This window comes from Mesorhizobium sp. M7A.F.Ca.US.005.03.1.1, from assembly GCF_003997975.1.
In the GTDB taxonomy this organism is placed as follows: domain Bacteria; phylum Pseudomonadota; class Alphaproteobacteria; order Rhizobiales; family Rhizobiaceae; genus Mesorhizobium; species Mesorhizobium ciceri.
This window is the reverse complement of record NZ_RZRO01000029.1, coordinates 1-20,810: the sequence shown is the minus strand read 5'-3', so window position 1 is coordinate 20,810 and position 20,810 is coordinate 1. Positions and strand designations below refer to the sequence as shown.

25 protein-coding genes are annotated in these 20,810 nt (G+C 64.2%); 12 read left to right on the top strand and 13 right to left on the bottom strand.

Going from position 1 to position 20,810, the window contains the following annotated elements:
• The first annotated feature begins 102 nt into the window (after positions 1-102).
• On the top strand, positions 103-543 hold the full coding sequence (locus EN990_RS14615; protein ID WP_013530134.1) for a DUF2267 domain-containing protein: 441 nt from the start codon (positions 103-105) through the stop codon (positions 541-543).
• 62 nt (positions 544-605) lie between these two features.
• Here the strand turns inward: EN990_RS14615 and EN990_RS14610 are convergent, their stop codons facing one another.
• From EN990_RS14610 to EN990_RS14600, 3 genes are all read right to left on the bottom strand, one after another.
• On the bottom strand, positions 606-821 hold the full coding sequence (locus tag EN990_RS14610; RefSeq protein WP_013530133.1) for a hypothetical protein: 216 nt from the start codon (positions 819-821) through the stop codon (positions 606-608).
• Positions 822-878: 57 nt separating this feature from the next.
• Positions 879-1,112, bottom strand: a complete 234-nt coding sequence (locus tag EN990_RS14605) for a hypothetical protein (RefSeq protein WP_127370095.1) — start codon at positions 1,110-1,112, stop codon at positions 879-881.
• Between the two features lie 180 nt (positions 1,113-1,292).
• On the bottom strand, positions 1,293-2,195 hold the full coding sequence (locus tag EN990_RS14600) for an alpha/beta fold hydrolase (protein WP_127385449.1): 903 nt from the start codon (positions 2,193-2,195) through the stop codon (positions 1,293-1,295).
• 101 nt (positions 2,196-2,296) lie between these two features.
• On the opposite strand from EN990_RS14600, the gene EN990_RS14595 reads away from it, so the two are divergent.
• Positions 2,297-3,262, top strand: coding sequence for a LysR family transcriptional regulator (locus EN990_RS14595; protein ID WP_013530130.1), 966 nt, complete (start codon positions 2,297-2,299; stop codon positions 3,260-3,262).
• Here the strand turns inward: EN990_RS14595 and EN990_RS14590 are convergent.
• On the bottom strand, positions 3,225-3,929 hold the full coding sequence (locus EN990_RS14590; RefSeq protein ID WP_024504113.1) for a DUF4336 domain-containing protein: 705 nt from the start codon (positions 3,927-3,929) through the stop codon (positions 3,225-3,227). The two genes, EN990_RS14595 and EN990_RS14590, sit on opposite strands and share 38 nt — an antisense overlap.
• Before the next feature lie 136 nt (positions 3,930-4,065).
• On the opposite strand from EN990_RS14590, the gene EN990_RS14585 reads away from it, so the two are divergent.
• Positions 4,066-4,638 carry a TetR/AcrR family transcriptional regulator gene (locus EN990_RS14585; RefSeq protein WP_013530128.1) on the top strand — a complete coding sequence of 191 codons (573 nt, stop codon included), beginning with the start codon at positions 4,066-4,068 and terminating at the stop codon, positions 4,636-4,638.
• Positions 4,639-4,699: 61 nt separating this feature from the next.
• Here EN990_RS14585 and EN990_RS14580 read toward each other — a convergent pair whose 3' ends face one another.
• Entirely contained in the window at positions 4,700-4,990 is a 291-nt protein-coding gene (locus tag EN990_RS14580; RefSeq protein WP_063172881.1) for a hypothetical protein, read from the bottom strand.
• Positions 4,991-5,117: 127 nt separating this feature from the next.
• Complete coding sequence (locus tag EN990_RS14575) at positions 5,118-5,567, bottom strand: GatB/YqeY domain-containing protein (protein WP_013530126.1); 450 nt, start codon at positions 5,565-5,567, stop codon at positions 5,118-5,120.
• 276 nt (positions 5,568-5,843) lie between these two features.
• Between EN990_RS14575 and carA the strand changes: the two genes are divergently transcribed.
• Positions 5,844-7,061: a glutamine-hydrolyzing carbamoyl-phosphate synthase small subunit gene (gene carA, locus EN990_RS14570; protein WP_013530125.1), complete on the top strand. Its 1,218-nt coding sequence runs from the start codon at positions 5,844-5,846 to the stop codon at positions 7,059-7,061.
• 73 nt (positions 7,062-7,134) lie between these two features.
• Here carA and EN990_RS14565 read toward each other — a convergent pair whose 3' ends face one another.
• From EN990_RS14565 to mntR, 4 genes are all read right to left on the bottom strand, one after another.
• On the bottom strand, positions 7,135-8,400 hold the full coding sequence (locus tag EN990_RS14565; protein ID WP_027162079.1) for a tetracycline resistance MFS efflux pump: 1,266 nt from the start codon (positions 8,398-8,400) through the stop codon (positions 7,135-7,137).
• A gap of 156 nt (positions 8,401-8,556) precedes the next feature.
• Positions 8,557-9,477 (bottom strand): neutral zinc metallopeptidase, encoded by a 921-nt coding sequence (locus tag EN990_RS14560; RefSeq protein WP_013530123.1) that lies wholly within the window; start codon positions 9,475-9,477, stop codon positions 8,557-8,559.
• 199 nt (positions 9,478-9,676) lie between these two features.
• Complete coding sequence (locus EN990_RS14555; protein ID WP_013530122.1) at positions 9,677-9,865, bottom strand: hypothetical protein; 189 nt, start codon at positions 9,863-9,865, stop codon at positions 9,677-9,679.
• An 89-nt stretch (positions 9,866-9,954) separates the two neighbouring features.
• Complete coding sequence (gene mntR, locus EN990_RS14550; protein WP_024504117.1) at positions 9,955-10,404, bottom strand: manganese-binding transcriptional regulator MntR; 450 nt, start codon at positions 10,402-10,404, stop codon at positions 9,955-9,957.
• 235 nt (positions 10,405-10,639) lie between these two features.
• On the opposite strand from mntR, the gene EN990_RS14545 reads away from it, so the two are divergent.
• The 3 genes from EN990_RS14545 (at position 10,640) to EN990_RS14535 (ending at position 13,693) form a co-directional block, all read left to right on the top strand.
• The gene (locus EN990_RS14545) at positions 10,640-12,004 is read left to right on the top strand and encodes an Nramp family divalent metal transporter (RefSeq protein WP_013530120.1); all 1,365 of its coding nucleotides are present in this window, start codon (positions 10,640-10,642) and stop codon (positions 12,002-12,004) included.
• An 87-nt stretch (positions 12,005-12,091) separates the two neighbouring features.
• On the top strand, positions 12,092-12,940 hold the full coding sequence (locus tag EN990_RS14540) for a protein-L-isoaspartate O-methyltransferase (RefSeq protein ID WP_164766116.1): 849 nt from the start codon (positions 12,092-12,094) through the stop codon (positions 12,938-12,940).
• 102 nt (positions 12,941-13,042) lie between these two features.
• Positions 13,043-13,693 (top strand): dihydrofolate reductase family protein, encoded by a 651-nt coding sequence (locus EN990_RS14535; RefSeq protein ID WP_127369590.1) that lies wholly within the window; start codon positions 13,043-13,045, stop codon positions 13,691-13,693.
• 182 nt (positions 13,694-13,875) lie between these two features.
• Here the strand turns inward: EN990_RS14535 and EN990_RS14525 are convergent, their stop codons facing one another.
• The gene (locus EN990_RS14525) at positions 13,876-14,745 is read right to left on the bottom strand and encodes a LysR substrate-binding domain-containing protein (RefSeq protein ID WP_013530117.1); all 870 of its coding nucleotides are present in this window, start codon (positions 14,743-14,745) and stop codon (positions 13,876-13,878) included.
• 98 nt (positions 14,746-14,843) lie between these two features.
• Between EN990_RS14525 and EN990_RS14520 the strand changes: the two genes are divergently transcribed.
• The gene (locus EN990_RS14520) at positions 14,844-15,443 is read left to right on the top strand and encodes a LysE family translocator (RefSeq protein WP_127369782.1); all 600 of its coding nucleotides are present in this window, start codon (positions 14,844-14,846) and stop codon (positions 15,441-15,443) included.
• A 235-nt stretch (positions 15,444-15,678) separates the two neighbouring features.
• Here the strand turns inward: EN990_RS14520 and EN990_RS14515 are convergent, their stop codons facing one another.
• Positions 15,679-16,473 (bottom strand): SDR family oxidoreductase, encoded by a 795-nt coding sequence (locus EN990_RS14515; protein WP_013530115.1) that lies wholly within the window; start codon positions 16,471-16,473, stop codon positions 15,679-15,681.
• Between the two features lie 209 nt (positions 16,474-16,682).
• On the opposite strand from EN990_RS14515, the gene EN990_RS14510 reads away from it, so the two are divergent.
• Positions 16,683-17,141, top strand: a complete 459-nt coding sequence (locus tag EN990_RS14510) for a MarR family winged helix-turn-helix transcriptional regulator (protein ID WP_013530114.1) — start codon at positions 16,683-16,685, stop codon at positions 17,139-17,141.
• Between the two features lie 21 nt (positions 17,142-17,162).
• Here the strand turns inward: EN990_RS14510 and EN990_RS14505 are convergent, their stop codons facing one another.
• Entirely contained in the window at positions 17,163-18,341 is a 1,179-nt protein-coding gene (locus tag EN990_RS14505) for an MFS transporter (RefSeq protein ID WP_013530113.1), read from the bottom strand.
• Between the two features lie 208 nt (positions 18,342-18,549).
• On the opposite strand from EN990_RS14505, the gene EN990_RS14500 reads away from it, so the two are divergent.
• From EN990_RS14500 to EN990_RS14490, 3 genes are all read left to right on the top strand, one after another.
• Positions 18,550-18,912, top strand: coding sequence for a helix-turn-helix transcriptional regulator (locus tag EN990_RS14500; protein ID WP_013530112.1), 363 nt, complete (start codon positions 18,550-18,552; stop codon positions 18,910-18,912).
• A gap of 68 nt (positions 18,913-18,980) precedes the next feature.
• On the top strand, positions 18,981-19,745 hold the full coding sequence (locus EN990_RS14495) for a metallophosphoesterase family protein (protein WP_127370366.1): 765 nt from the start codon (positions 18,981-18,983) through the stop codon (positions 19,743-19,745).
• A gap of 123 nt (positions 19,746-19,868) precedes the next feature.
• Positions 19,869-20,771, top strand: a complete 903-nt coding sequence (locus EN990_RS14490) for an SH3 domain-containing protein (RefSeq protein WP_164766115.1) — start codon at positions 19,869-19,871, stop codon at positions 20,769-20,771.
• Positions 20,772-20,810 lie beyond the last annotated feature (39 nt).

The window sequence follows — 20,810 nt, the reverse complement described above, 5'->3', positions numbered from 1 at the left end:
AGAGCCGGATCACAGGCCGAGCCAATTTTGTCGACAGATAGCGAAACGATTGTCCCTGAGCATCGTTTCGAAACCAGACATGAATTTGATGAGGAGGCGATGATGAGCGCTACCGGTTTGGATGTCTTTGACAGGACGCTGCAGACAACCAACATCTGGCTCGACGAGATCATGGACGATCATGGTCCGGATCGGCGAATTGCATGGCACATATTGGGCGCGGTCCTGCGGACCGTAAGGGACAGGCTGCAGATCGGGCTTGCGGCCAAACTTGGGGCGGAACTGCCGCTCCTGGTGCGCGGCGCCTATTACGACCACTACCGGCCCGCAGCCGAGCCGGACAAAACGCGCTCCCTGGAAAACTTCTCGCAGCACATCGGCGAGGAATTGAAATCGATCCGCCCCGTCGATCCCGAGGATGCAGCACGCTCGGTATTCCGAGTTCTTGCACGGCATATTGATCTTGGCCAATCGGCTAAGGTGCGCGATGCGCTGCCGAAGGAAATCCAGGCGCTCTGGCCTGAAAGCCTCGGTGTCAAATAGAGATGGTACGAATCTGACGGCTCCCCGGACAGCCAGGCCGAGGCTGGCGCCCCTGTCGGGCGTCAGTCCCGCAAACGGTTGGCGGCATGATCCTGATGCTGCTCGGTCGCAACCTGCCTGGAGTCCAAACCGCGTTCTTTGGAATGCTGTGCCTTGTCGCGATTGGACAGAACCTTGTTTTCTTCGAGCTTGTCTTTTGGCGTCACGGTCATGGCGCCTGTGCCGGAACCCTTTCCTTGTGAACCTGCTCCGATGTGCTTCTTGCTGCCGCGTGCCATGGGCTGCCTCCAATCTATGACGAATGTTCCAGGAGCGTTGCTGGTCCGTGACGCGCTTTAGTCGTCGGCACGGTTCTTGTGATGGGCGCTTTCCTGATTCTTGCCGCGAAGCATGTTGCGGTCGTCTGGATCGACGAGGTCCGGTGTGTCCGCTCCCTTGCGCAGTGCTTCGCGTTCCGCCGCTGATCGTTTCAGATCCGCCTCGGCATCAAAATCCTTGCCGGCGTTCTTTGTGTTTTCCCGCTCTTCAATGATGCGAATTTGTTGATCGTGGGTTTTGCGTCCAGTCATCGCTTTCCTCCGGCGTGTTCGTGTCGGCGCCCGAAAGTGGTGCGTCGCCGACCGTCTCTAAGGTCGGTTACGGCGTTTGCCTGGCCGAGCCTGCCTTCGTGCTGATAATGGCAAGGTGACGGGATCGTTCCGAAAGGCGTTGAAAAGCTTCTCGCCAGATGGCTCGGCTCGGCCCGGCGCTCACATTGACGCAGGCTCCGGCTGGCGCCCGCCCTTGTGAACCGCAGCGTCCTTTGAACGCTCGGCAACCGCCGGGCTGGTGCCGGATGCCTTTGCCGTCGCGGCACTCGGCTCCGCGCAGAAATCGATGACAGCCTGGATGAACTCTGCCGGATATTCGATGTTCGACAGATGGACCGCAGGCAGCACAACCAGCTTCGCGCCGGGCACCGTCGCGGCGATCAGCTCGCTGTGGCTGGCTGCCGTCACCGTGTCGTGCCGACCGGCGATCACCAGCGTCGGCCGGGGTATCAGTGCCACGGTGCGGCGAAGGTCCGCGTCGCGAACCGCCGCGAACAGACCCGCCAGGCCCTGCCGGTCGATAGCCAGCAGCATGGCGCGAAAGTCTTCGACCACAGGCTCGTTGGCGGCAACCAGCGACGCGGGGAACCAGTTGCTCAGGAACGTCTCAGCGGTTTCCGACATGTCCGGCGCCTGGCGCACCGCAGCGATCCGCTCGTCGAAATAGCTTGCCGGCGCCAGATGGGACGAGGTGTTGCTCAGGATCAGCCGGTCGATCCGCTCGGGCGCGTGGATGCCGAGCCACTGCGCGACGAACCCGCCGAGCGACAGGCCAAGGAAATGTACACGTTGCAGGCCGAGCGCATCGAGCAACTCGATGACGTCGCGGCCAAGCCGGTCCAGCGAATAGGCGCCGACCGGAACGCTCGATCCGCCATGGCCGCGAAAATCGTAGCGCAGGACACGAAAATGCTTCGCCAATTCGCCGACCTGCCCATCCCACATGTGCAGCGTGGTGCCGATGGAATTCGACAGCACCAGCACCGGCTTGCTTGCGTCGCCGTCGAAGCGGTAGGCGATGCGCGTGCCGTCGCCCGTTGTGACGAAATTCAGCTCATTCATGATGAAGATTCCTTCTGGAACGTTGAACGAGACAGAGCCTAGCCGTGGAGCGATTTTGTTGATATTACAAAGACAAGACAAGCTCTGTAACAAAAACTGACATGGCCGAATTCACCCTGCACGATCTGCAATGCTTCGATGCGGTGGTCCGCACCGGCGGTTTTCAGCCTGCGGCGGCCATGCTGTATCGCTCGCACCCCGCGGTGTTCGCCGCCGTCGCCAAGCTGGAGCGACAGCTCGGCCTCGTCCTTTTGGATCGCAGCGGCTATCGCGTGCGTCCGACCGAGGCCGGGCTGTCGTTCCACCGCCGAGCGCTATCGCTGCTGCGCGAGATGGACGGTTTGCGCGTCCATGCCGCCCAGTTGGCGATGGGTGAGGAAAGCGAGATCCATGTGGTGATCGGCGACCTGTGCCCGCGCCCGCAGGTGCTGGGCATGCTCGGGCGATTCTTCGCACAGTTGCCCGGCACGCGCCTGCATCTGCATTTCGAAGCGGTGGGCGGCCCATGGGAGCGTCTCTTCGACGACGAAGCCGACCTGATCCTGCACTGGGTCGACAAGGGCGATGCGCGGGTGGAATGGGTCGATTTGTGCAAGGTGTCCTTCATTCCCGTGGTGGCGCCGGGCTTTCTGCCTCAGCGTATCGAGCAGCCGATCACCCCGGACCAGATGCAGGCACTCACCCAATGCGTCATGCGCGACAGCGCCCGCCATTCGCCACAACAAAACTATTCGCTGATCGAAGGCGCGCCGCAATGCCTCGTCGCCGACCAGGGCATGAAGAAGGAGATCATCCTGCAGGGCCTTGGCTGGGGCCACCTGCCCCGCTTCCTGATCGAGGAAGAACTGCAGGACGGACGCCTGCACTCCATTGCCGGCCGTCATCTGCCGGGCCGCACCGACGAACTGGTGGTGGCGCGCCGCCGCGACCGGCCGCATGGGCCGATCGCGAACCGGCTGTGGGATCATATCCAGCAGGAAGCGCCGGCATTGCGCCGTGTGCTCGAAGCGCCGAAATCCGCCGAGGAAGTCAGCGGCCAACCAGCCAGCGAAAAGCGCGACGGATGAACGTTTGAGCGTCCTCCGTCACTGGTTCGCCGTGCGCCATCAGCACTCTTTCGGCCGGCCATGCCAGTATGCGTTGAAGAGCGGCACGCGCGGCGCGCCGGTCGGTAAAGCCGGCGCGGAATTTTCGCGGCACTGAGGGCTCTGCGGCCACCATCAGATCCAGCCGGGCTACGAGCGCCCGCCAGCCCTTGAACCATCCGGCGTGGAAATGCTGGATCAGATCGGTGAACAACACTGTCCTGCTTGCGCGGTGGAAGAAGACAATCTCGGTGGTGATCCTGTTGCCGCGCACGACGACCTGGTCGAGATCGTCCGCCCAGTCGGCGGCAGGCGTATCGCCGAGTTCGCCGCAGAAGAGGATATCTCGGCGCTTTTCCCGCAGGCCGGGTGGCGCATAGACCTTGGCATCGGGATAGCCGCGCTGCCAGTCAGCGAGAAACACGTGGTGAAGCGAATTGGGCGGGATCAGGAAGCGCACCACGCCCAGAGCGTCCACATCGGCGCGCAGCTCGTTCGTGAGCTCTACCGGTGACCAGATGAACAAACCGCCCCCGGACAATCCGATAACGGCCATACGCGTGGGATAGTGAAAGCCGGCGGCCGCCGTGACGATCGGACCATCCGCAATCCAGATCCCAAGGCCGAATTCCTTGAGACTACCAGCCATTTGCACATTGCTTCCCATAGAGCCGCTTGAATTCCGATGCGCCACGGTCGACCCTTCGCGGGATTGGCGGCTGCCGCAATGCGGCGGTCACGCAGCAAAAGTTTACATATGTGTAAATTTACACTAGGGTATAAAAATGACAACCCCAAAGCGGACCGAACGGTCGCGAAGCCTCATCCTCGATGCCGCCGACCTGGCGTTTCGGGAGATGGGGTTTGCCAACACCTCGGTCGAGGAGATCGCGACGCGCGCCGGCTTGACCCGCAAAACGGTCTACAATCTGTTCAGTTCGAAAGAAGAAATCGCGTTGCGGCTCATCGCCCGCGTGGAGGCGGGCGATGCCGCCTACCGCGCCCGCATGGCGGCGAACGAAGATGTATTCGTCATGCTCGAGACAGTCTTTCTCGACAGCGCCGGCTGGTGCCTGGCCAATCCCTCGCTTGCCAGGCTGGCTCTTGCCCCCGCCGAGCGTCCGTCCCTGCAGCCGCCGCCCGACCGGCCCTCATTCCAGCGCCTGGTCCGGGACCTTCTGGTGCTCGGCCAACGGCAAGGTGTCATTCGCAGGGATGACGATGCCAATTTCATGGCGCTGGTCCTGCTTGGAATATACGGCCAGGCGATGCTTTCGGCGCTTTCGGCCGGGTCATTCAGCGAGGACGAGATCAGGCACCTCATCCGCATCGTCGTTGAAGGGATCGGCAAACGCTAACTACGCGAACCACTTGTCCGCCGATCTCCAAAGCGCCGCAGGAGTGCTCCCGGCCTTCGCTTCATTGGCTGCTCTTCGGAGCCTTGGCGTCCTTTGAACGCTCCGCGATAGCGGGGCCGGCCCCGGACGTCTTTTCGGTTGCGGCGCTCGGCGTGACTTGTCTTGGCGGGTTTTGTCCCTCCGACTGGCGGGTGCGGTCTTCCACTTCGCCCATCCGGCGGGTGAGCCCTATTCCGCCGGCAGGCTTCTCGTTGGCGGCCGCATCCTGGGAGAATTCATCGGAAGCGTCGGCACCGGTCTTTGCCGGATATTTCGTCGCACCGGTTTCATAGCGGGTTTCGTTCTCAGTCATGGCATCTCTCCAGTTGCATGACGGATAAACATCTCGGCGCTATCCGGGTTCCAATTCCTGGACTTGGATTCCGGACGGATCTGGATTCCGCCCGGTCGGCCACCCAAGCGACGAGATGAGCAGCACCCTACTGCAGCAGACCCTTGACGATGCCGCTCGCCTTGCCGAAATCCATCTGGCCGGCATATTTCTGTTTCAGCGCGGCAATCACCTTGCCCATGTCCTTCTGGCTGGCCGCACCGGTCGCGGCGATCGCCTCGCGCGCCGCCGCGGTTACCGCCGCATCGTCCAGTTGCGTCGGCAGGAAGGTGCGGATGATCTCCATCTCGCCGCGCTCCTGCGCGGCCAGTTCCGGCCGCTTGCCGTCATCGAAGGCTTTGGCCGATTCCTCGCGCTGCTTCACCATCTTGGCCAGGATCTGCAGGATCTCCTCGTCGCTGGCCGGCTCCTTGCCTGACCCGCGATTGGCAATGTCGCGGTCGTGAATGGCGGCCTGGATCAGCCGCAATGTCGGCAGCCGGTGCTTGTCCTGCGCCTTCATCGCGCTCTTCAGGGATTCGGCGATTTTGCCGCGCATGGTGCATTCTCCTTCGATCGGCGCGGACAATAGCGCCGCGGGCGAGCCAAGGCAAACTCTGATGTGCCGAGGCAAGCCACTGATTTTGCTAGGCGAAATAAAATATGGCGGCATTTCGCATGATCATTGACCGCCCTGCCCCCTTCCCCTATGTACTGGGCCTTGCATGAACGGAAATTTGACTGCGTGGAAGCCGCGAAATCGCCGCTTCGCGCCGTTTGCCGCGCAGATGGCCCGCCGGGCCGGTTGCAGCGCGCGGCCTGACAGGAGTGCCGCATGGCCGAGATGACGCCCGCCTTGACCCCCGCTTGGGCCACGGAAAAGCCGACCGCCCTTCTGGTGCTGGCCGACGGCACCGTCATCGAAGGTCGCGGTCTCGGCGCCACCGGCTCCGCTGTCGCCGAAGTCTGCTTCAACACGGCGCTGACCGGCTATCAGGAAATCCTCACCGATCCGTCCTATGCCGGCCAGATCGTCACCTTCACCTTCCCGCATATCGGCAACATCGGCACCAATGACGAGGACATCGAGGATCTCAATCCGGTCGCCCGCGCCGGCGCCGTCGGCGCCGTGTTCAAGGCCGATGTCACCAACCCGTCCAACTACCGTGCCGGCACTGGTCTCGACCAGTGGCTGAAGAAGCGCGGCATCGTCGCTTTGTCGGGCATCGACACCCGCGCGCTCACCGCGCTGATCCGTGAAAAGGGCATGCCCAACGCCGTCATCGCGCATGCGCCCGATGGCGTGTTCGACATCGACGATCTGAAGCGCCGCGCCGCCGCATGGTCGGGCCTGATCGGGCTGGATCTCGCCAAGGAGGTCACGTCGGGCCAGTCCTCGGTCTGGCGCGAGACGCCCTGGGTGTGGAACGAAGGCTTTGGCGAACAGATCGAACCGACAATGCACGTCGTCGCCATCGACTACGGCGTCAAACGCAACATCTTGCGCCTGCTCGCCGGCCTCGGCGCCAAGGTCACCGTGGTGCCGGCCAAGTCCGGCGCCGAGGAAATCCTCGCCATGCAGCCGGACGGCATTTTTCTCTCCAACGGCCCCGGCGACCCGGAAGCCACCGGCGACTATGCCGTACCGGTCATCCGGGATCTGCTGAAGACCGACATCCCGGTGTTCGGCATCTGCCTTGGCCACCAGATGCTGGCGCTGGCGCTGGGCGGCAAGACCGCCAAGATGCACCAGGGCCATCACGGCGCCAACCATCCGGTCAAGGACCACACCACCGGCAAGGTCGAGATCGTCTCGATGAACCACGGCTTTGCCGTGGATGCCGACTCGCTGCCATCAGGCGTCGAGGAAACCCACGTCTCGCTGTTCGACGGTTCGAATTGCGGCATCACGCTGACCGGCCGGCCGGTGTTCTCGGTCCAGCATCACCCCGAGGCTTCGCCCGGCCCGCAGGATTCGCACTACCTGTTCCGCCGCTTCGTCAATTTGATCCGCGAAAAGCGCGGTGAGGAATTGCTGGCCGAACGGGCTTAGCGCGATCCGGTAGCGCCGCCCCTCATTGCCCTGCCGGGATGGCACTCCCTGGTGAGCGCAATGCGGTTGTGACTCACACCTGTGCTCCATCCTCAGCGACATCGGTGGCGACATTCGTGCGCGCTGCCGGCCTCGCAACTTTCGTCACAAAGACGATGACCGCCAGCGTCAGGAAGCACGCTCCCAGCAGATAGGGCGCGCCGCCGAAGGTCACCGGCGCGCTTGGCCCGGTGAACCAGGAAAAGATCGCCGTGTAGAGCAGCGGCGTGATGATCGAGGTGATCGAGAAGATCGAGGTCATCGCGCCCTGCAGTTCGCCTTGCGCCGAAGGCGGCACCTTGGCGGCGGCGAGGCTCCTCAGCGGCGGGTCGGCCAGCGCTTCCAGGCAGCCGACGACGATCACCGCATAGATCATCCAGCCTTGCGACGCGAAGGCGTAGCCGAAGGCGCTGGCTGCCGTGAATGTCAGGCCGATGACCGCCGTCTTCCACTCGCCAAGCCTCGGGATGACGCGCGGCAGCACCGTCGCCATGACGATCGCGCCGCACAGGCCGAAGGCGCCGAGCGAGAAGCCGATCTGCTGCTCGCTCCAGCCATAGCGGTAGCTGGAGACGAACGACCAGACCGCCGGATACATCATATGCCCGAGCGTCATCAGGAAGAAGACAAGCCCGATCCAGCCGATGCCTTGATATTGGCGCATCTGCAGAAGCGTGCCGACCGGGTTGGCGCGTTTCCACTCGAAGCGGCGGCGGTGCTTGTCATCGAGCGTTTCCGGCAGGAAAAACAAAGCGATGAGGAAATTCACGAAGGCGAGCCCGGCGGCGAAATAGAACGGCACGCGCGGCCCGAACGTGCCGAGCAGCCCGCCCAGAACCGGCCCGATGACGAAGCCGACGCCAAATGCGATGCCGAGCAGGCCGAAATTCTTAGCCCGATTGTCATCGTTCGAGATGTCGGCGATGAAGGCCGATGTCGTCGAATAGCTGGCGCCCGAAATGCCGGCCAGCACGCGCCCGATGAACAGCATCGGGTAGGACCAGGCGACGGCGCAGATCAGATTGTCGATGGAGAAGGTCAGCACCGATGCGAGCAGGATCGGCCGCCGCCCGAACCGGTCGCTCAAGCCGCCCATGATCGGTGCGAAGAAGAACTGCATCGCCGCATAGACGAAGAACAGCCAGCCGCCTTCGATCGCCGCGCCGCTGATGCTGACCCCGGTCAATTCCCGGAGATAGGCCGGCAGCACCGGCATGATCATGCCGAAGCCGATAATGTCGAGCAGCAGCGTGGTGAAGACGAGCGCAAGGCCCCGTCTGGCGGTTTTGGGGTCGATCATGCAGGATCAAGCTCCTCTGCTCGCCCTCAGGCGCAGGCGGACGCACCTTATAGGCGAGCTCGCGGAAAGGAACAATGCAGGAACAGGCCGAATCTATTCATCCTGACACCACCTGACGGCAGCATCGCCGGCAGGTGAAGCTCGACAACGGTCTGGTCAGATCGGCCCACTCAGCGTGTTGCAATCCGACAGCTTGCCGCTCTTGTAACCACGCGCCAGCCAGGTCTGCCGCTGCTGCGAGGTGCCGTGGTTGAAGCTTTCCGGCACGACATAGCCCTGCATCTTCTTCTGCAGCGTGTCGTCGCCGATCTGCTTGGCGGCGTTCAGCGCGCTTTCGATGTCGCCCTGCTCCAATATGCCTTTCTGTCCGGTGTAGTGGGCCCACACACCGGCAAAGCAGTCGGCCTGAAGCTCGATTCGCACCGACATCTGGTTGGCCTCGACCTCGCCCATGCTCTGCCGCATCTGGTTGAACTTGGACATGATGCCGGTCAGGTTCTGCACATGATGGCCGATTTCATGCGCGATCACATAGGCGCGGGCAAATTCGCCCGAAGCGCCGAACTGCTGGTCGAGTTGCTGGAAGAAGGTCATGTCCAGATAGACCTTGTGGTCGCCGGGACAATAGAACGGTCCGGCCGCCGCGGAGGCAAAGCCGCAGGCCGAACGGACCTGGCCGGAAAACAGCACCAGCTTGGGATCCTCGTAGGTCAATCCCTGCGACTTGAAGATGCCGGTCCAGGTGTCCTCGGTCTCGGCCAGCACGGTCGCCACGAACTGCTTCATCTCGTCATTGGCCGGTGTGGCACCGTTGTCCTGGCCGCTGTTGTCGGTGATCTGGCCGCCGCCGCCCGGCAGCAGGCCGCCGTCGCCACCACCCAGGATCGTCGAAGGATCGAAGCCGAAATACCATCCGGCCAGCACCACCAGGATGACGAGGAAGATGCTGCCCCCGCCACCGGTGCGGCCGCCGATCGGAATGCGGAACTGGCCACCGCCGCCGCCGAGTCCGCCACCGCCGCTGTCGCTGCGGTCGTCCTCGATATTGTCACTCTGACGACGGCCCTTCCAGAGCATGGCAACTCCTCGTACAGCAAACCTCCCCGTTGCTCCGGGGCGACAAACAATTATCCCAACGGTTGCGCCAAGTCACAGCATTTTTCGATGGCCTTTTTGGCCACACGCGTTGCCTTGCGGCCAAGTTCGTTGTGGCGAGCGGCTCGGCGTGGCAATCGTCCCCGTGGCCTACAGCCGATCACGTAAGCCCGACAGAGAGCTAATCTTCCTGCTTGGCGCCGGCGCTCTTGCCGTCGGAGCTCTTCGAACGCTCCTCGAAACGCGCCGCGCCCTTTTTCAGCGGATGGCCGGTTTCGGCTTCGGTCTTGCGCTCATCCCTGGCCGCCGCCTGTTTCAGTCCCTCGGCTGCCTGCTTGCCCTTTGCCGCCGGCGTTTGTTCGATGCCCATCGTTTCCTCCCTTTCGCGCGCCAATCGCACGGATCTGGTGCAAACGTGTCTGGCGTGCGACGGTTCCGGCGACGCGGGAACTCTGGCGCTCAGCGCGCCGTCATCGCCTTGCGGAAGGCTTCCAGCGTCTCGGCGCTGACATGGTGCTCGATGCCCTCGGCATCGATGCGCGCTGTCTCCGCACTGACACCGAGCGAGCGCAAGAAAGCTTCCACCGTCTGGTGGCGGATGCGGCTTTCCTCCGCGACTTTGCGGCCGGCTTCGGTCAGGAACACGCCACGATAGGGCTTTCTCGACACCAGACCGTCGGCGCACAGCCTGGTCAGCATCTTGGCCACCGTCGGCTGCGCGACGCCGAGCCGTGCGGCGATGTCGACCTGACGCGCCTCGTTGCCGTCTTCGATCAGGTCGGCGATCAGTTCGACATAATCCTCGACCAACGCACTGCGGCGCGCTTCGCGCTGCTGCCGGAAGCCCTCCGAATGAATTTCGGCGTCGAGCAGCGGCTCGCGCGGAACTGGTCTGTTCTTCAGCACCAATACGCGCTCCTCCCAAGACTATTTGCCATCCATGCTTTCATAGCACGGGCTCTGATTCTTCAGGCCGTTTATTTGCATTCCGCCACAGGTGCAACCGGGGCTTCCGATTGCCGTTTCACCCGATGACCGCCAGCCGGATAAAAAGCAACGACAATGAAATATAGCATATTGCATAATGTTGAGCCATGGCATAGCTTAAGGCAACATCGTCCAGTCTCGCGGAAAGCCCTCCTTCATGTCTGAAGCCGAAGCCACAGCCTCCCGTTCCTCATGGCGGTTCGCCAGGCCCGACGAGGACGAGCAGCCCAGCCTGCGCGAAGTCAATTCCTCTATCGCCGTGCCGAACTCGGGCGTCTGGTTCCGTCGCCTGTTCGCCTTCATGGGTCCCGGCTACATGGTCTCGGTCGGCTATATGGACCCCGGCAACTGGGCGACCGACCTCGCCGGCGGCGCCCAGTTCGGTTACACGCTGCTGTTCATCATCATGCTGTCCAACCTGATGGCGATCCTTTTGCAGGCGCTGGCGGCACGGCTCGGCATCGCCACCGGCCGCGACCTCGCCCAGGCCTGCCGGGCCTATTATCCCCGGCCGGTGAACTTCGTGCTGTGGATCGCCTGCGAGCTGGCCATCATCGCCTGCGACCTGGCCGAAGTCATCGGCACCGCGATCGCATTGCAGCTTCTGTTCGGCATTCCGCTGATCGGCGGCGCCATGCTGACGGCGCTCGACGCCTTCCTCGTGCTGCTCCTGATGAACAAGGGGTTTCGCTATCTCGAAGCCTTCGTCATCGCGCTTTTGATCATCATCTTCAGCTGCTTCGCCATCCAGATCTTCGTCGCCGCCCCGCCGGCCGGTTCGATCCTGCATGCCATGTTCGTGCCGTCGTCGGAAATCGTCACCAATCCGGCGATGCTCTACATCGCCATCGGCATCATCGGCGCCACCGTCATGCCGCATAATCTCTATCTGCACTCCTCGATCGTGCAGACCCGCGCCTATGAACGCACCGACAAGGGCAAGCGCGACGCCATCAAATGGGCAACGACGGACTCGACCATCGCCCTGATGCTGGCTTTGTTCGTCAACGCCTCGATCCTGATCGTGTCCGCGGTCGCCTTTCACAACACCGGCCACCAGGACGTCGCAGAGATCGGCCAGGCCTTCGAGCTGCTGTCGCCGCTGCTCGGCCTCGGCATCGCCTCGATCCTGTTCGCGGTGGCGCTGCTGGCTTCCGGCCTGAACTCGACGGTGACGGCCACGCTCGCCGGCCAGATTGTTATGGAAGGCTTCCTGCGCCTGCGCATCCCCAACTGGGCACGCCGGCTGCTGACGCGCGGCCTCGCCATTATCCCGGTGGTGGTCGTCACCGCGCTCTATGGCGAAAAGGGCACCGGCCAGTTGCTGGTGTTCAGCCAGGTCATCCTGTCGATGCAACTGCCCTTCGCGGTCGTCCCGCTGGTGCAGTTCGTCTCCGACAAGAAGAAGATGGGCAATCTCGCCATTCCGCGCGGCGTCGCAGCCCTTGCCTGGGTGGTCGCCGCGATCATCCTGGTGCTCAACTTCAAGCTGCTCTACGACACCATGTTCGGGGTCGGCTGAGTTCCGCTTCGCCTGGAAACCGGCTGCCCTCTGCGCAGGGGGCAGCCTCGCGACAAATCGGCAATCCGCGCTATGTTTTCCGGCATCATGACCCGGATCGAAGACATCAGGAAATTCTACGCGCGGCTGCTGGCCGCCAATGCCGGCTCGCCCGACCCACGTCTGGAAGCGGCTTTCGCCGACGTGCCGCGCGAAGCGTTTCTCGGTCCCGGGCCGTGGACGGTCGTCGCCGGCAACGGCAAGATCAGAACACCAAGCGCCGATCCGGCTCATATCTATCAGAACGTGCTGGTGGCGCTCGACGACGACAAGGGCATCAACAATGGCGAGCCATTCCTGCACGCCATGTGGATTGGAAAGCTTGAACCGAAACCCGGTGAGGCGGTTTGCCATATCGGCGCCGGCACCGGCTACTACACCGCCGTGCTGGCCCGGCTGGTTTCGCCAGGCGGCATCGTCACCGCTTTCGAACTCGACGAGAAGCTGGCCGATCTGGCGCGTCAAAATCTCGAAGCCTATGGCAATGCGACGGTGGTACATGGCGATGCCGTGACGACGCCCCTGCCGCCATCCGACATCATCTATGTCAATGCCGGGGTCGCAGCGCCCCCGGCCGGATGGCTGAAGGCGCTGCGGCCAGGCGGCCGCATGATCTTTCCCTGGCGGCCGGCCGAGCGCGTCCCGCTGGCGGTGATGGTGACACGCACGCAAAAAGGCTTCGCCTGCGATCCGTTCATGCGGTCGTGGTTCATTCCCTGTGTCGGCGCCTCGGTCGCGGACCCCGCGGCGATGATCCCCACCGGCGAGCAGGCCGCGCGCAGCCGCTCGATCTGGCTGGCGCAGGACAGGGCGCCGGACGACACCGCCACCGCCATATCAGGCGATGTCTGGTTCTCGTCGGAAAATCTCCACACCGAGCCTCGCAAGCAACGGTGATTTTCCAAAATTTCGTCCTGTCCTGTCGGACCGGTGGCTCGTCGCCCGTCCTTGGGCTGAAGTCCGCCACGACGGCGTGGACCGAAGAACGGGAGCATTGGAATGAGAAAGATTATCTCTGCGACATTCGTCAGCCTCGACGGCGTCATGCAGGCGCCCGGCGGCCCGCAAGAGGATCCGGTCGGCGGCTTCAAGTTCGGCGGCTGGACCTTCCATTACTTCGACGAGGCGGGGGGCGCGGCGATGGATGAACTGTTCTCCAAGCCTTTCGCCCTGCTTCTCGGCCGCAGGACCTACGATATCTTCGCCGCCTACTGGCCATATCAGAAAGATCCGATCGCGGATGCCTTCAACCCTGCGACCAAATATGTCGCGACGCATCGGCCCGACACCCTCACCTGGCAGAACACGCAATCGCTCGGGCCTGATATCGTTGCGGAGTTGCGCCGCCTCAAGCAGGAGGATGGACCCGACCTGCTCATCCAGGGATCGGGCAACCTGATCCGAACGCTGCTCGCCAACGGGCTGATCGACGAGATCCGGCTGATGGTCTTCCCGCTGTTGCTGGGTAACGGCAAGCGGCTGTTCGGCGACAGCGCGATCCCGGCCGCCTTCAAGCTCATTAAGTCGCAGGCAACCGGCACCGGCGTCATCATGGCGACCTACGAACGCGCGGGCGAGGTCAAGGTCGGGTCGTTTGTCACGGGAGAGCCGTCGGAAGCCGAGCTCGAGCGGCGCAGGAATTGGAAGTAGCAGGACCTGGGTTCCTCGCCCCACGATGAAAGATCGACCCCCACTCCGTCGAGCTTCGCTCGACACCTCTCCCCCGGTTGACGGGGTAGAGGAACGGCGCGAACCTACCTCAGCTGGCACCTTTCCTCTCCCTCCGGAGGGGGGAGAGCGACGGGGGAGAGGAACCCCAGTTCTGAGAAGCTTCAAGCAGCGACTGGTCGCCGCGCCAGCCCTTCCCGTATATGCCGTGCGAATTCCTGCGCCGCGGGCCCTACCCCATGCCTCGGCAGATGCAGGTTGATGGCAAAATTCGGCAGCGGCGGCAGGCCGGACTCCGATGGCAATATGTCGAGATCGGCTGGCACCGTGGAGGCCAGCCAGGTGGTGACGGCGAGGTCGGAGCGCACCGTCGCGGTCGTCGCGTCGATGTTGCCGTTCTCGAACACGGTGCGCCACTCCAGCCCATGCTCACCGAGCGCCGCCAGCACAGCCGGCCGGAAAGCGCAGGTGTCGGCGACGATCGAGACCGGCAGCGGCCGCTTGGCGCGGGCAACGCCGCCCTTGGCACCGACCCAGACCAGCCGGTCAACGACGAGGCATTCGCCGGCCGACGGGCCGGCGCATTCCTCGATCACGGCAAGGTCGATGGTCCCGGCCGCAAGGGCAGCAGTCAATTCTGGCGACGAGGCGCAGACCAGCGATATCTCGACCTGCGGATAGGTCTCGGCATAGGTCTTCAGCACCGGCGCCAGCAAGGTGCCGACAAGGTCGTAGGGCACGCCGAGCCGCACCTGGCCGGCCACCGGGCTCCCAGCCATTTCGGCCCAGATCTCGTCATTCAAGGCCAGCAGCCGCTTGCCCCTGCCGAATAGCTGTTCACCGGCGCGCGTCAGCCGCAAGCCGCGCCGGTCGCGCTCGAAGAGGCTCGAGCCGAACGCCTCCTCCAGCCGTTTGACCTGCTGGCTGACAGCACCTTGCGTCAGGTGCAGTGCATTGGCCGCCGCTGTCATGCTGGCCTTGTCGGCGACGGTGATAAAGGTGCGGATCAGCGCCATGTCGAGATTTCGGATCATGGTTGGCATTATGCTTGCTAATGTCAACCATAGCAAACATTGCATTTACTGAAGTTCGTGCGCAGCTACGATGGCAGCCCTCCCACCGAGGACGCCGCATGCTCGAGCCCATTTTCCCGCTCATCCTGTTTGCCATCGTCGCCACCACCACGCCCGGCATCGCCACGACCCTGTCGACGGCATCGGGCGCGCAGTTCGGCTTTCGCCGTTCCGTACCCCTGCTGATCGGCAGCGCCGCCGGCCTCGCCACGGTGACGAGCGCCGCCGCCGCCGGGCTCGCCGGCCTGCTGCTCGCCGTGCCCTCGCTGCAACTGGCGATGAAGGTCACCGGCTCACTTTATCTCGTCTGGCTGGCGATCAAGATCGGCCGCAGCGGACCGCCTAATCTGGATGTGAACATGACCAGGCCGAACAGCTTTCTCGGCGGCGCCGGCATTCAATGGATGAACCCGAAGGGATGGGCGATGGGACTGGGCGCCGCGGCGTCGTTCGCGGCATTGGCCAGCGGACCGATGCAGCTCGCGCTGCTGCTCGGCGCCACTTTCGGCCTCGCGGCCGCCGCCTCGCTTTCACTGTGGTGCGTGGCCGGCATGGTGCTGGCGCGGCTGCTCAAGACCGAGTGGCAATGGCGCGCGCTCAACGTCGTGCTGGCGCTGGTGCTGGCCGCCTCGATCATTCCGATGTGGCGGTCGGTGTAAAGCGCTCAAGCCAAAACCCGCGCCAGCCCCCCACCCGGGCCTTCGGTCCGACCTCCCCACAAGGGGGAGGTAGGGAGCGCGCCTTTTCCAAGCCTCAAGGAGGGTGGCGCGCGCCCCTAACCTTCCCCCTTATGGGGGTCCGAAGGTGGGCGAGACCCGTGGCTCGCCCCGGCAAGTCGCTGCGAAGCAGCGGGCTGGGGGTCCTGGTTCGCAAAGCAAACCAGCCCCTCAACCGTCAAACCCCGTAACGCGCCGCCGGCTTGTCGGCGTGCAGGCTGCCGTAGAAGGCTTGCCGGGCGCCGAGGAATGTGTCGAGCTTGGCCGCATCGGCAAGCGCGGGCACGGTGACCGCCTCGCCTTTGGCCAAGCCGACAAGTGCGGCATCGACCATGTCGTCGGCGGTCATGATGATCTCCTTCGGAACGTTTGCGATATCGGTGCCGGCAAGTTCCCAGAAATCGGTCCGGGTCGCGCCCGGCAGCACCACCTGCACCTTCACATTGGTGCCCTCGACCTCACGGTGCAGGGCTTCGGTGAAGTTGACCACATAAGCTTTGGTGCCGCTGTAGATGCCGCCGAAGGAGGTGTCGAAGGCGAGCACCGAGGCGATGTTGACGATGCCGCCGCGGTTGCGTGCCAAAAGCCCCGGCAGCACGGCGCGGGTTAGACGCGTCAAGGCGATGGTGTTGACCTTGATCATGCGCTCGGCCGCGTCGACATCGGCGGTGGCCACGACGGCCTGGCCGCCGATGCCGGCATTGTTGACCAGCAGTGTGATGCTCTCGTCGGCTGTTACAGCTTGCTCGACGCGGCGCACATCATCGTCGTTTGCAAGATCGGCGCTGATCACGCCGACCTTGCGGCTATAGGTCTGGCGCAGCTTCCCGGCCAGTTCCTCCAGCCGGTCGGCGCGCCGCGCCACCAGCACCAGATCGTAGCCCTGCCCCGCCAGCCGGTCGGCATAGACCGCGCCGATGCCCGACGAAGCACCGGTGACGACCGCCGTGCCCTTGTTGCCCTGTCCACTCATTGTCCTGTTCCTTCTTCAACTGATCTTGTTCGTTTCGAATGACCCCGGCGCCGTGGCATCTGCCGCGCTGCCGGAAAGCCGCTTGATCTGATTTAGTGGCATATACCACTAATCGTGAAGTAGGCATATGCCACTATCTTGTCAATGAGACGGGCGGGGATTATTTGAGGGGAGCAGCCGGGCCTCATTCGCCGGCGCCAGGGACCATCATGTCAAAGGACAGCCTGCCCGGCCTCACGCTCTGCAACAACGCCGCGCTGCGCCGCGCGGCGCGCAAGCTCGGCAAGTTTTATGATGATGTGGTGGAGCCGTCAGGCCTCAAGGCGACGCAGCAGGGCCTGCTTTACCAGATCCATATGGGCGATGAGCCGGCGATGGGCGCCATCGCCACGTCGCTGATCATGGACCTGTCGGCGCTCGGCCACACGCTGAAACCGCTGATCCGCGACGGCTATGTCGAGACCTTCGCCGACCCGGAGGACCGCCGCGTCAAGCGTGTACGACTGACGCCAAAGGGCCTGGACAAGCTCGAGGAAGCGATGAAACTGTGGCAAATCGCCCAGCAGCGCTTCGAAGATGTCGTCGGCAAGGACAAGGCCGAAGATTTGCGCGCGGCTCTGGATGAGATCGCCGCGCTGGATTTTGATCTGCCGCCGGCCACGCCCTAAGGCCAGCGTTTGCCAAAGACTCTACTCGGCAGGCATTTCTACAGGCCGAGCCGCCCAGCGGCCGGCGACCACGACGCCAAGCCCGACGATCGGGAAGATCGCGGCCACTAGGCCGAGATCGGCCGGCGCGCCGTAGCGCAGCACGGCACCACCGACCACGGCACCCAGCGCCACGCCGAGATAGAGCGCCGAGGCGTTGAGCGACAGCACGATCGGGGCGGCATCGGGCGCCAGCTTGATGATGCGGCTCGCCTGCGCCGGCGGGAACGCCCAGCCGACGATGCCCCACGGCACCATCATCGCCATCAGCGCCGGCCCGGCAATATGGTGCGGCAGGAAGGTCGGGATGACCGACAATAAAACCAGCATGGCTGCACTCAGCGCCAGCGACCAGCCGACGGTGCGGGTCGCACCGAACCGGTCGGCGGCCTGGCCGCCGCCAATGTTGCCGATGACGGCGCCGACGCCGAAGGCGAGCAGCATGCCGGGCAGCGCGATCTGGCTGAGACCGCCGCCCTCGATGGCAAGCGGCGCGACATAGGCAAAGACGGTGAAGGCGCCGATCAGCGCCAGCACTGTCGTCAACAGGATCGGCATCACGCCGGGACGCAGCGCTGCCGCCAGCCTGCGCTTCAAGGGCAGCCTGGTGCCGACGATGCCCTGCGGCAGCCGGTACCACAGGATCGCGCCTGCAAGCGCGCCAAGGCCGGCGATGGCAAAGAAGGTGCCGCGCCAGCCGGCGACGGTGGCAACGAGCGCGCCGAGCGGCGCACCGAGCGCAACGGCCACAGTGGTGCCGCCGACGACGACGGCGATGGCACGCGCCCGGTGATGATCATCGACCAGCGCTACTGCGGTGCCCTGCGCGGTTGCGGCGAACAGGCCCGACGACAGCGCCATGACGATGCGCGCGACCAGCAGCAGTTCGAAGGAGGAACTCAAGGCGGCGGCGATGTTGCCGATGACGAAGAACACCAGCGTCCACAGGATGACGCGGCGCCGGTCCCATTCGCCGGTCAGCGTCGCGAGAATCGGCGTGCCGACCGCATAGGCGAGCGCGAAGGCGGTAATCAGCGTGCCGGCCAGCGGAATGGAGATGCCGGCATCCGCCGCGATGTCGGGCAGAAGGCTGGAGATGACGAAGCCTTCGGTCGAGATCGTGAACGATCCGAGCGCGAGCCAGAAGAGGCGCTTGTCCATGGCGGGATGTCCTTAGTTCAAAAGTTATTGAACAATTGGACATAACAGGGCATCATGTCAATGAAGCCAGGGAAAAATAGCTGAACCTTCCTGACAGCCCTGTGTCAGCACAGGCCGGGCGGGGTTCGCGCGAGACGGAGAAAGGCCACGTGGAGCCAACAATGATGGATGCGTTGAAATCGGACCCGACTGTGCTTAGTTTCGAGCCATGACCTTGCCACACCCCAATACGGACCAGATCAGCCTGCCGATCGTGCTTGGCGTGCTCGGCGACCCGACGCGGCTTGCCATCGTGCGCTATCTCGCCAGCAAGCAGGGCGTGCCGCTGAACTGCAGCCAGTTCCTCGATTTCGGCTCGAAGACCAATCTGAGCTACCACCTCGCCAAATTGCGCGAGGCCGGCGTCACCCGCGCCGAGGTGGTCGGCACCAACCGCATGATCACACTGCGCCGCGCCGATCTCGACGCCCGCTTCCCCGGCCTGCTCGACAGCGTCATCGCCGCCGCCGGCGACGATCCCGCACTGCCGGCGGTTGGCGGCCACGATATCGAAGTGCACGCCCGACCCTGAAGGACTTGGGTTCCTCGCCCACGAACGTGGGGAAAAGGAAAAGCGGCGTCACACAGGAGCTTCCCGAAATGCGCATCGCCGTCCTCGCCGACATCCACGGCAATGTGCTGGCGCTCGACGCCGTGCTTGACGACCTGCGCCGGCGCGGCGGCGCCGACCTGACCGTCAATCTCGGCGACAGCGTTTCCGGCCCGCTATGGCCGCGCGAAACGATGGAACGGCTGCAGGCGCTGAACCTGCCGACGGTGCGCGGCAACCACGACCGCCTTGTTGCCGCCGACCCCGCTGATGACACCATGTGGCCCTCCGACGTCTATGCGCAGGAGCGGCTGACCGAGGCACAGCGCCAGGTGCTGTTCGCCCAGCCGTTGACGCTGGAGATCGCACCCGGAATCATCGCTTTCCACGCCCGTCCCGACCATGACGAGAAATATCTCATTGATACGATCGCCAATGGCCAGCTGGTGCGCGCGCCGCTGACGGCGATCCGTCGGCGGCTGAAGGCGCTCGACCCGGCTTGCCGCATCGCGCTGTGCGGCCACAGCCACCGCGCGGAACTGATCCGCGTCCCCGACGGTCCCGTCATCTTCAATCCGGGCAGCATCGGCTGCCCTGCCTATGACGATTCCACGCCGCCGGCGCATGTCTCCGAGCAGGGCTCGCCGCATGCGCGCTACGGCATTGTCACCTCGGGCAGCAACGGCCAGCCTGACGGCTTCGAGGCCATCGCCGTCGACTACGACCACGAGGCGGCCGCCAGGCAGGCCGAACAAGCGGGCCGGCCGGAATGGGCTCACGCGCTCAGAACCGGGTTCATGCCCCTGCCCGGCTGAAGGCTGGCGAAACGGCGGCCCGAATTTTCGGGCTTACATGGCGCCGCGTCGTCCCTTATAAAACCGGCCGGGCTTGCGGCGGGCTCGATCCGCCGCGGCACGGTATCAGCGCACGGCCAAACGATGAGGCGCACAGTTACGCTCCGAACAAACCTCCATGCGCTGATTGCTGCTCCGCTGCTGATGACGGCGTGGCCGGTGATTGCCCCCGCTATGGCTGAAGAGATGGCCCAAGAGGCGCCGGAGCTCGTCATCTCCGTCGTCACCGGCCTGGCGCCGGACGACCTTCTCAAGGTCCGCACCACCGCATCGCCGGTCGCCACGGTCGAGGCGCGGCTGAGCAGCGGCGACATGGTCACCAATCTCGGCTGCAACGACATCAACGGCTACAAATGGTGCAAGGTCGAAAGCACGGGCAAGGAGAAGCTGAGCGGCTGGGCGCCGGCGCGCTATCTCATCCCCCTCAATCCGAACCCCTATGTCGAAGGTGAGCCAAGACCGGCCGGTGCGCCGGTGATTGCCTCCACCGGCAGTGGGGCCGAGCAGGCCTCGGCACCGGACCAATCGCAGGCCACCGGCTCAGCCGACAGCGCGCCGGTCGCACCGCCCGACCTGACGGCGCGGCTTGGCGGCGCCGGTCCGGCAGCCGAAAGCACGCCGAAATCGGCCGCGGAAATCGGCCACGCCGCCATGCAGGATGCGTACCTACTGGCGCTGGCGGCGCCTGACGTCCCGCTTGATTCCACTCCGACGCTGGCTTCTGGCCCCGAAATTCCCTGCGCCCGCTATGTCGGCCAGCCGATGGAGCGCTGCAAGGTCAGCGTGGTGCACAGCGCCGACAAGGCGAACATCACTGTGACCTGGCCCGATGGCGGCACGCGCATCATCTCTTTCCGTGCCGGCCAGCCGGCCGGTTCCGACGCGCCCGGCGACTTCCGCTTCACCAGGGAAGGTAGCCTCAACATGATCCGTGTCGGCGTCTCGGAGCGGTTTGAGATCACGGATCAGTTGGCGCTGGGGAATTAGAATTCAGGGGAGTAAGGGAGCAGGGAATAAGGGCTGTCT

Bases quoted from the DNA above. Each gene is read 5' to 3' on its own strand.
- EN990_RS14575 (WP_013530126.1), bottom strand. From the start codon at position 5,567: ATGCGCGGCAAAATCGCCGAATCCCTGAAGAGCGCGATGAAGGCGCAG.
- EN990_RS14495 (WP_127370366.1), top strand. From the start codon at position 18,981: ATGCGCATCGCCGTCCTCGCCGACATCCACGGCAATGTGCTGGCGCTC.
- EN990_RS14605 (WP_127370095.1), bottom strand. From the start codon at position 1,112: ATGACTGGACGCAAAACCCACGATCAACAAATTCGCATCATTGAAGAG.
- EN990_RS14600 (WP_127385449.1), bottom strand. From the start codon at position 2,195: ATGAATGAGCTGAATTTCGTCACAACGGGCGACGGCACGCGCATCGCC.
- EN990_RS14610 (WP_013530133.1), bottom strand. From the start codon at position 821: ATGGCACGCGGCAGCAAGAAGCACATCGGAGCAGGTTCACAAGGAAAG.
- EN990_RS14505 (WP_013530113.1), bottom strand. From the start codon at position 18,341: ATGGACAAGCGCCTCTTCTGGCTCGCGCTCGGATCGTTCACGATCTCG.
- EN990_RS14565 (WP_027162079.1), bottom strand. From the start codon at position 8,400: ATGATCGACCCCAAAACCGCCAGACGGGGCCTTGCGCTCGTCTTCACC.
- EN990_RS14555 (WP_013530122.1), bottom strand. From the start codon at position 9,865: ATGGGCATCGAACAAACGCCGGCGGCAAAGGGCAAGCAGGCAGCCGAG.
- EN990_RS14545 (WP_013530120.1), top strand. From the start codon at position 10,640: ATGTCTGAAGCCGAAGCCACAGCCTCCCGTTCCTCATGGCGGTTCGCC.
- EN990_RS14580 (WP_063172881.1), bottom strand. From the start codon at position 4,990: ATGACTGAGAACGAAACCCGCTATGAAACCGGTGCGACGAAATATCCG.
- EN990_RS14535 (WP_127369590.1), top strand. From the start codon at position 13,043: ATGAGAAAGATTATCTCTGCGACATTCGTCAGCCTCGACGGCGTCATG.
- EN990_RS14500 (WP_013530112.1), top strand. From the start codon at position 18,550: ATGACCTTGCCACACCCCAATACGGACCAGATCAGCCTGCCGATCGTG.
- EN990_RS14560 (WP_013530123.1), bottom strand. From the start codon at position 9,477: ATGCTCTGGAAGGGCCGTCGTCAGAGTGACAATATCGAGGACGACCGC.
- EN990_RS14595 (WP_013530130.1), top strand. From the start codon at position 2,297: ATGGCCGAATTCACCCTGCACGATCTGCAATGCTTCGATGCGGTGGTC.
- EN990_RS14490 (WP_164766115.1), top strand. From the start codon at position 19,869: ATGAGGCGCACAGTTACGCTCCGAACAAACCTCCATGCGCTGATTGCT.
- EN990_RS14520 (WP_127369782.1), top strand. From the start codon at position 14,844: ATGCTCGAGCCCATTTTCCCGCTCATCCTGTTTGCCATCGTCGCCACC.
- EN990_RS14585 (WP_013530128.1), top strand. From the start codon at position 4,066: ATGACAACCCCAAAGCGGACCGAACGGTCGCGAAGCCTCATCCTCGAT.
- carA (WP_013530125.1), top strand. From the start codon at position 5,844: ATGGCCGAGATGACGCCCGCCTTGACCCCCGCTTGGGCCACGGAAAAG.
- EN990_RS14525 (WP_013530117.1), bottom strand. From the start codon at position 14,745: ATGATCCGAAATCTCGACATGGCGCTGATCCGCACCTTTATCACCGTC.
- EN990_RS14515 (WP_013530115.1), bottom strand. From the start codon at position 16,473: ATGAGTGGACAGGGCAACAAGGGCACGGCGGTCGTCACCGGTGCTTCG.
- EN990_RS14540 (WP_164766116.1), top strand. From the start codon at position 12,092: ATGACCCGGATCGAAGACATCAGGAAATTCTACGCGCGGCTGCTGGCC.
- EN990_RS14510 (WP_013530114.1), top strand. From the start codon at position 16,683: ATGTCAAAGGACAGCCTGCCCGGCCTCACGCTCTGCAACAACGCCGCG.
- EN990_RS14590 (WP_024504113.1), bottom strand. From the start codon at position 3,929: ATGGCTGGTAGTCTCAAGGAATTCGGCCTTGGGATCTGGATTGCGGAT.
- EN990_RS14615 (WP_013530134.1), top strand. From the start codon at position 103: ATGAGCGCTACCGGTTTGGATGTCTTTGACAGGACGCTGCAGACAACC.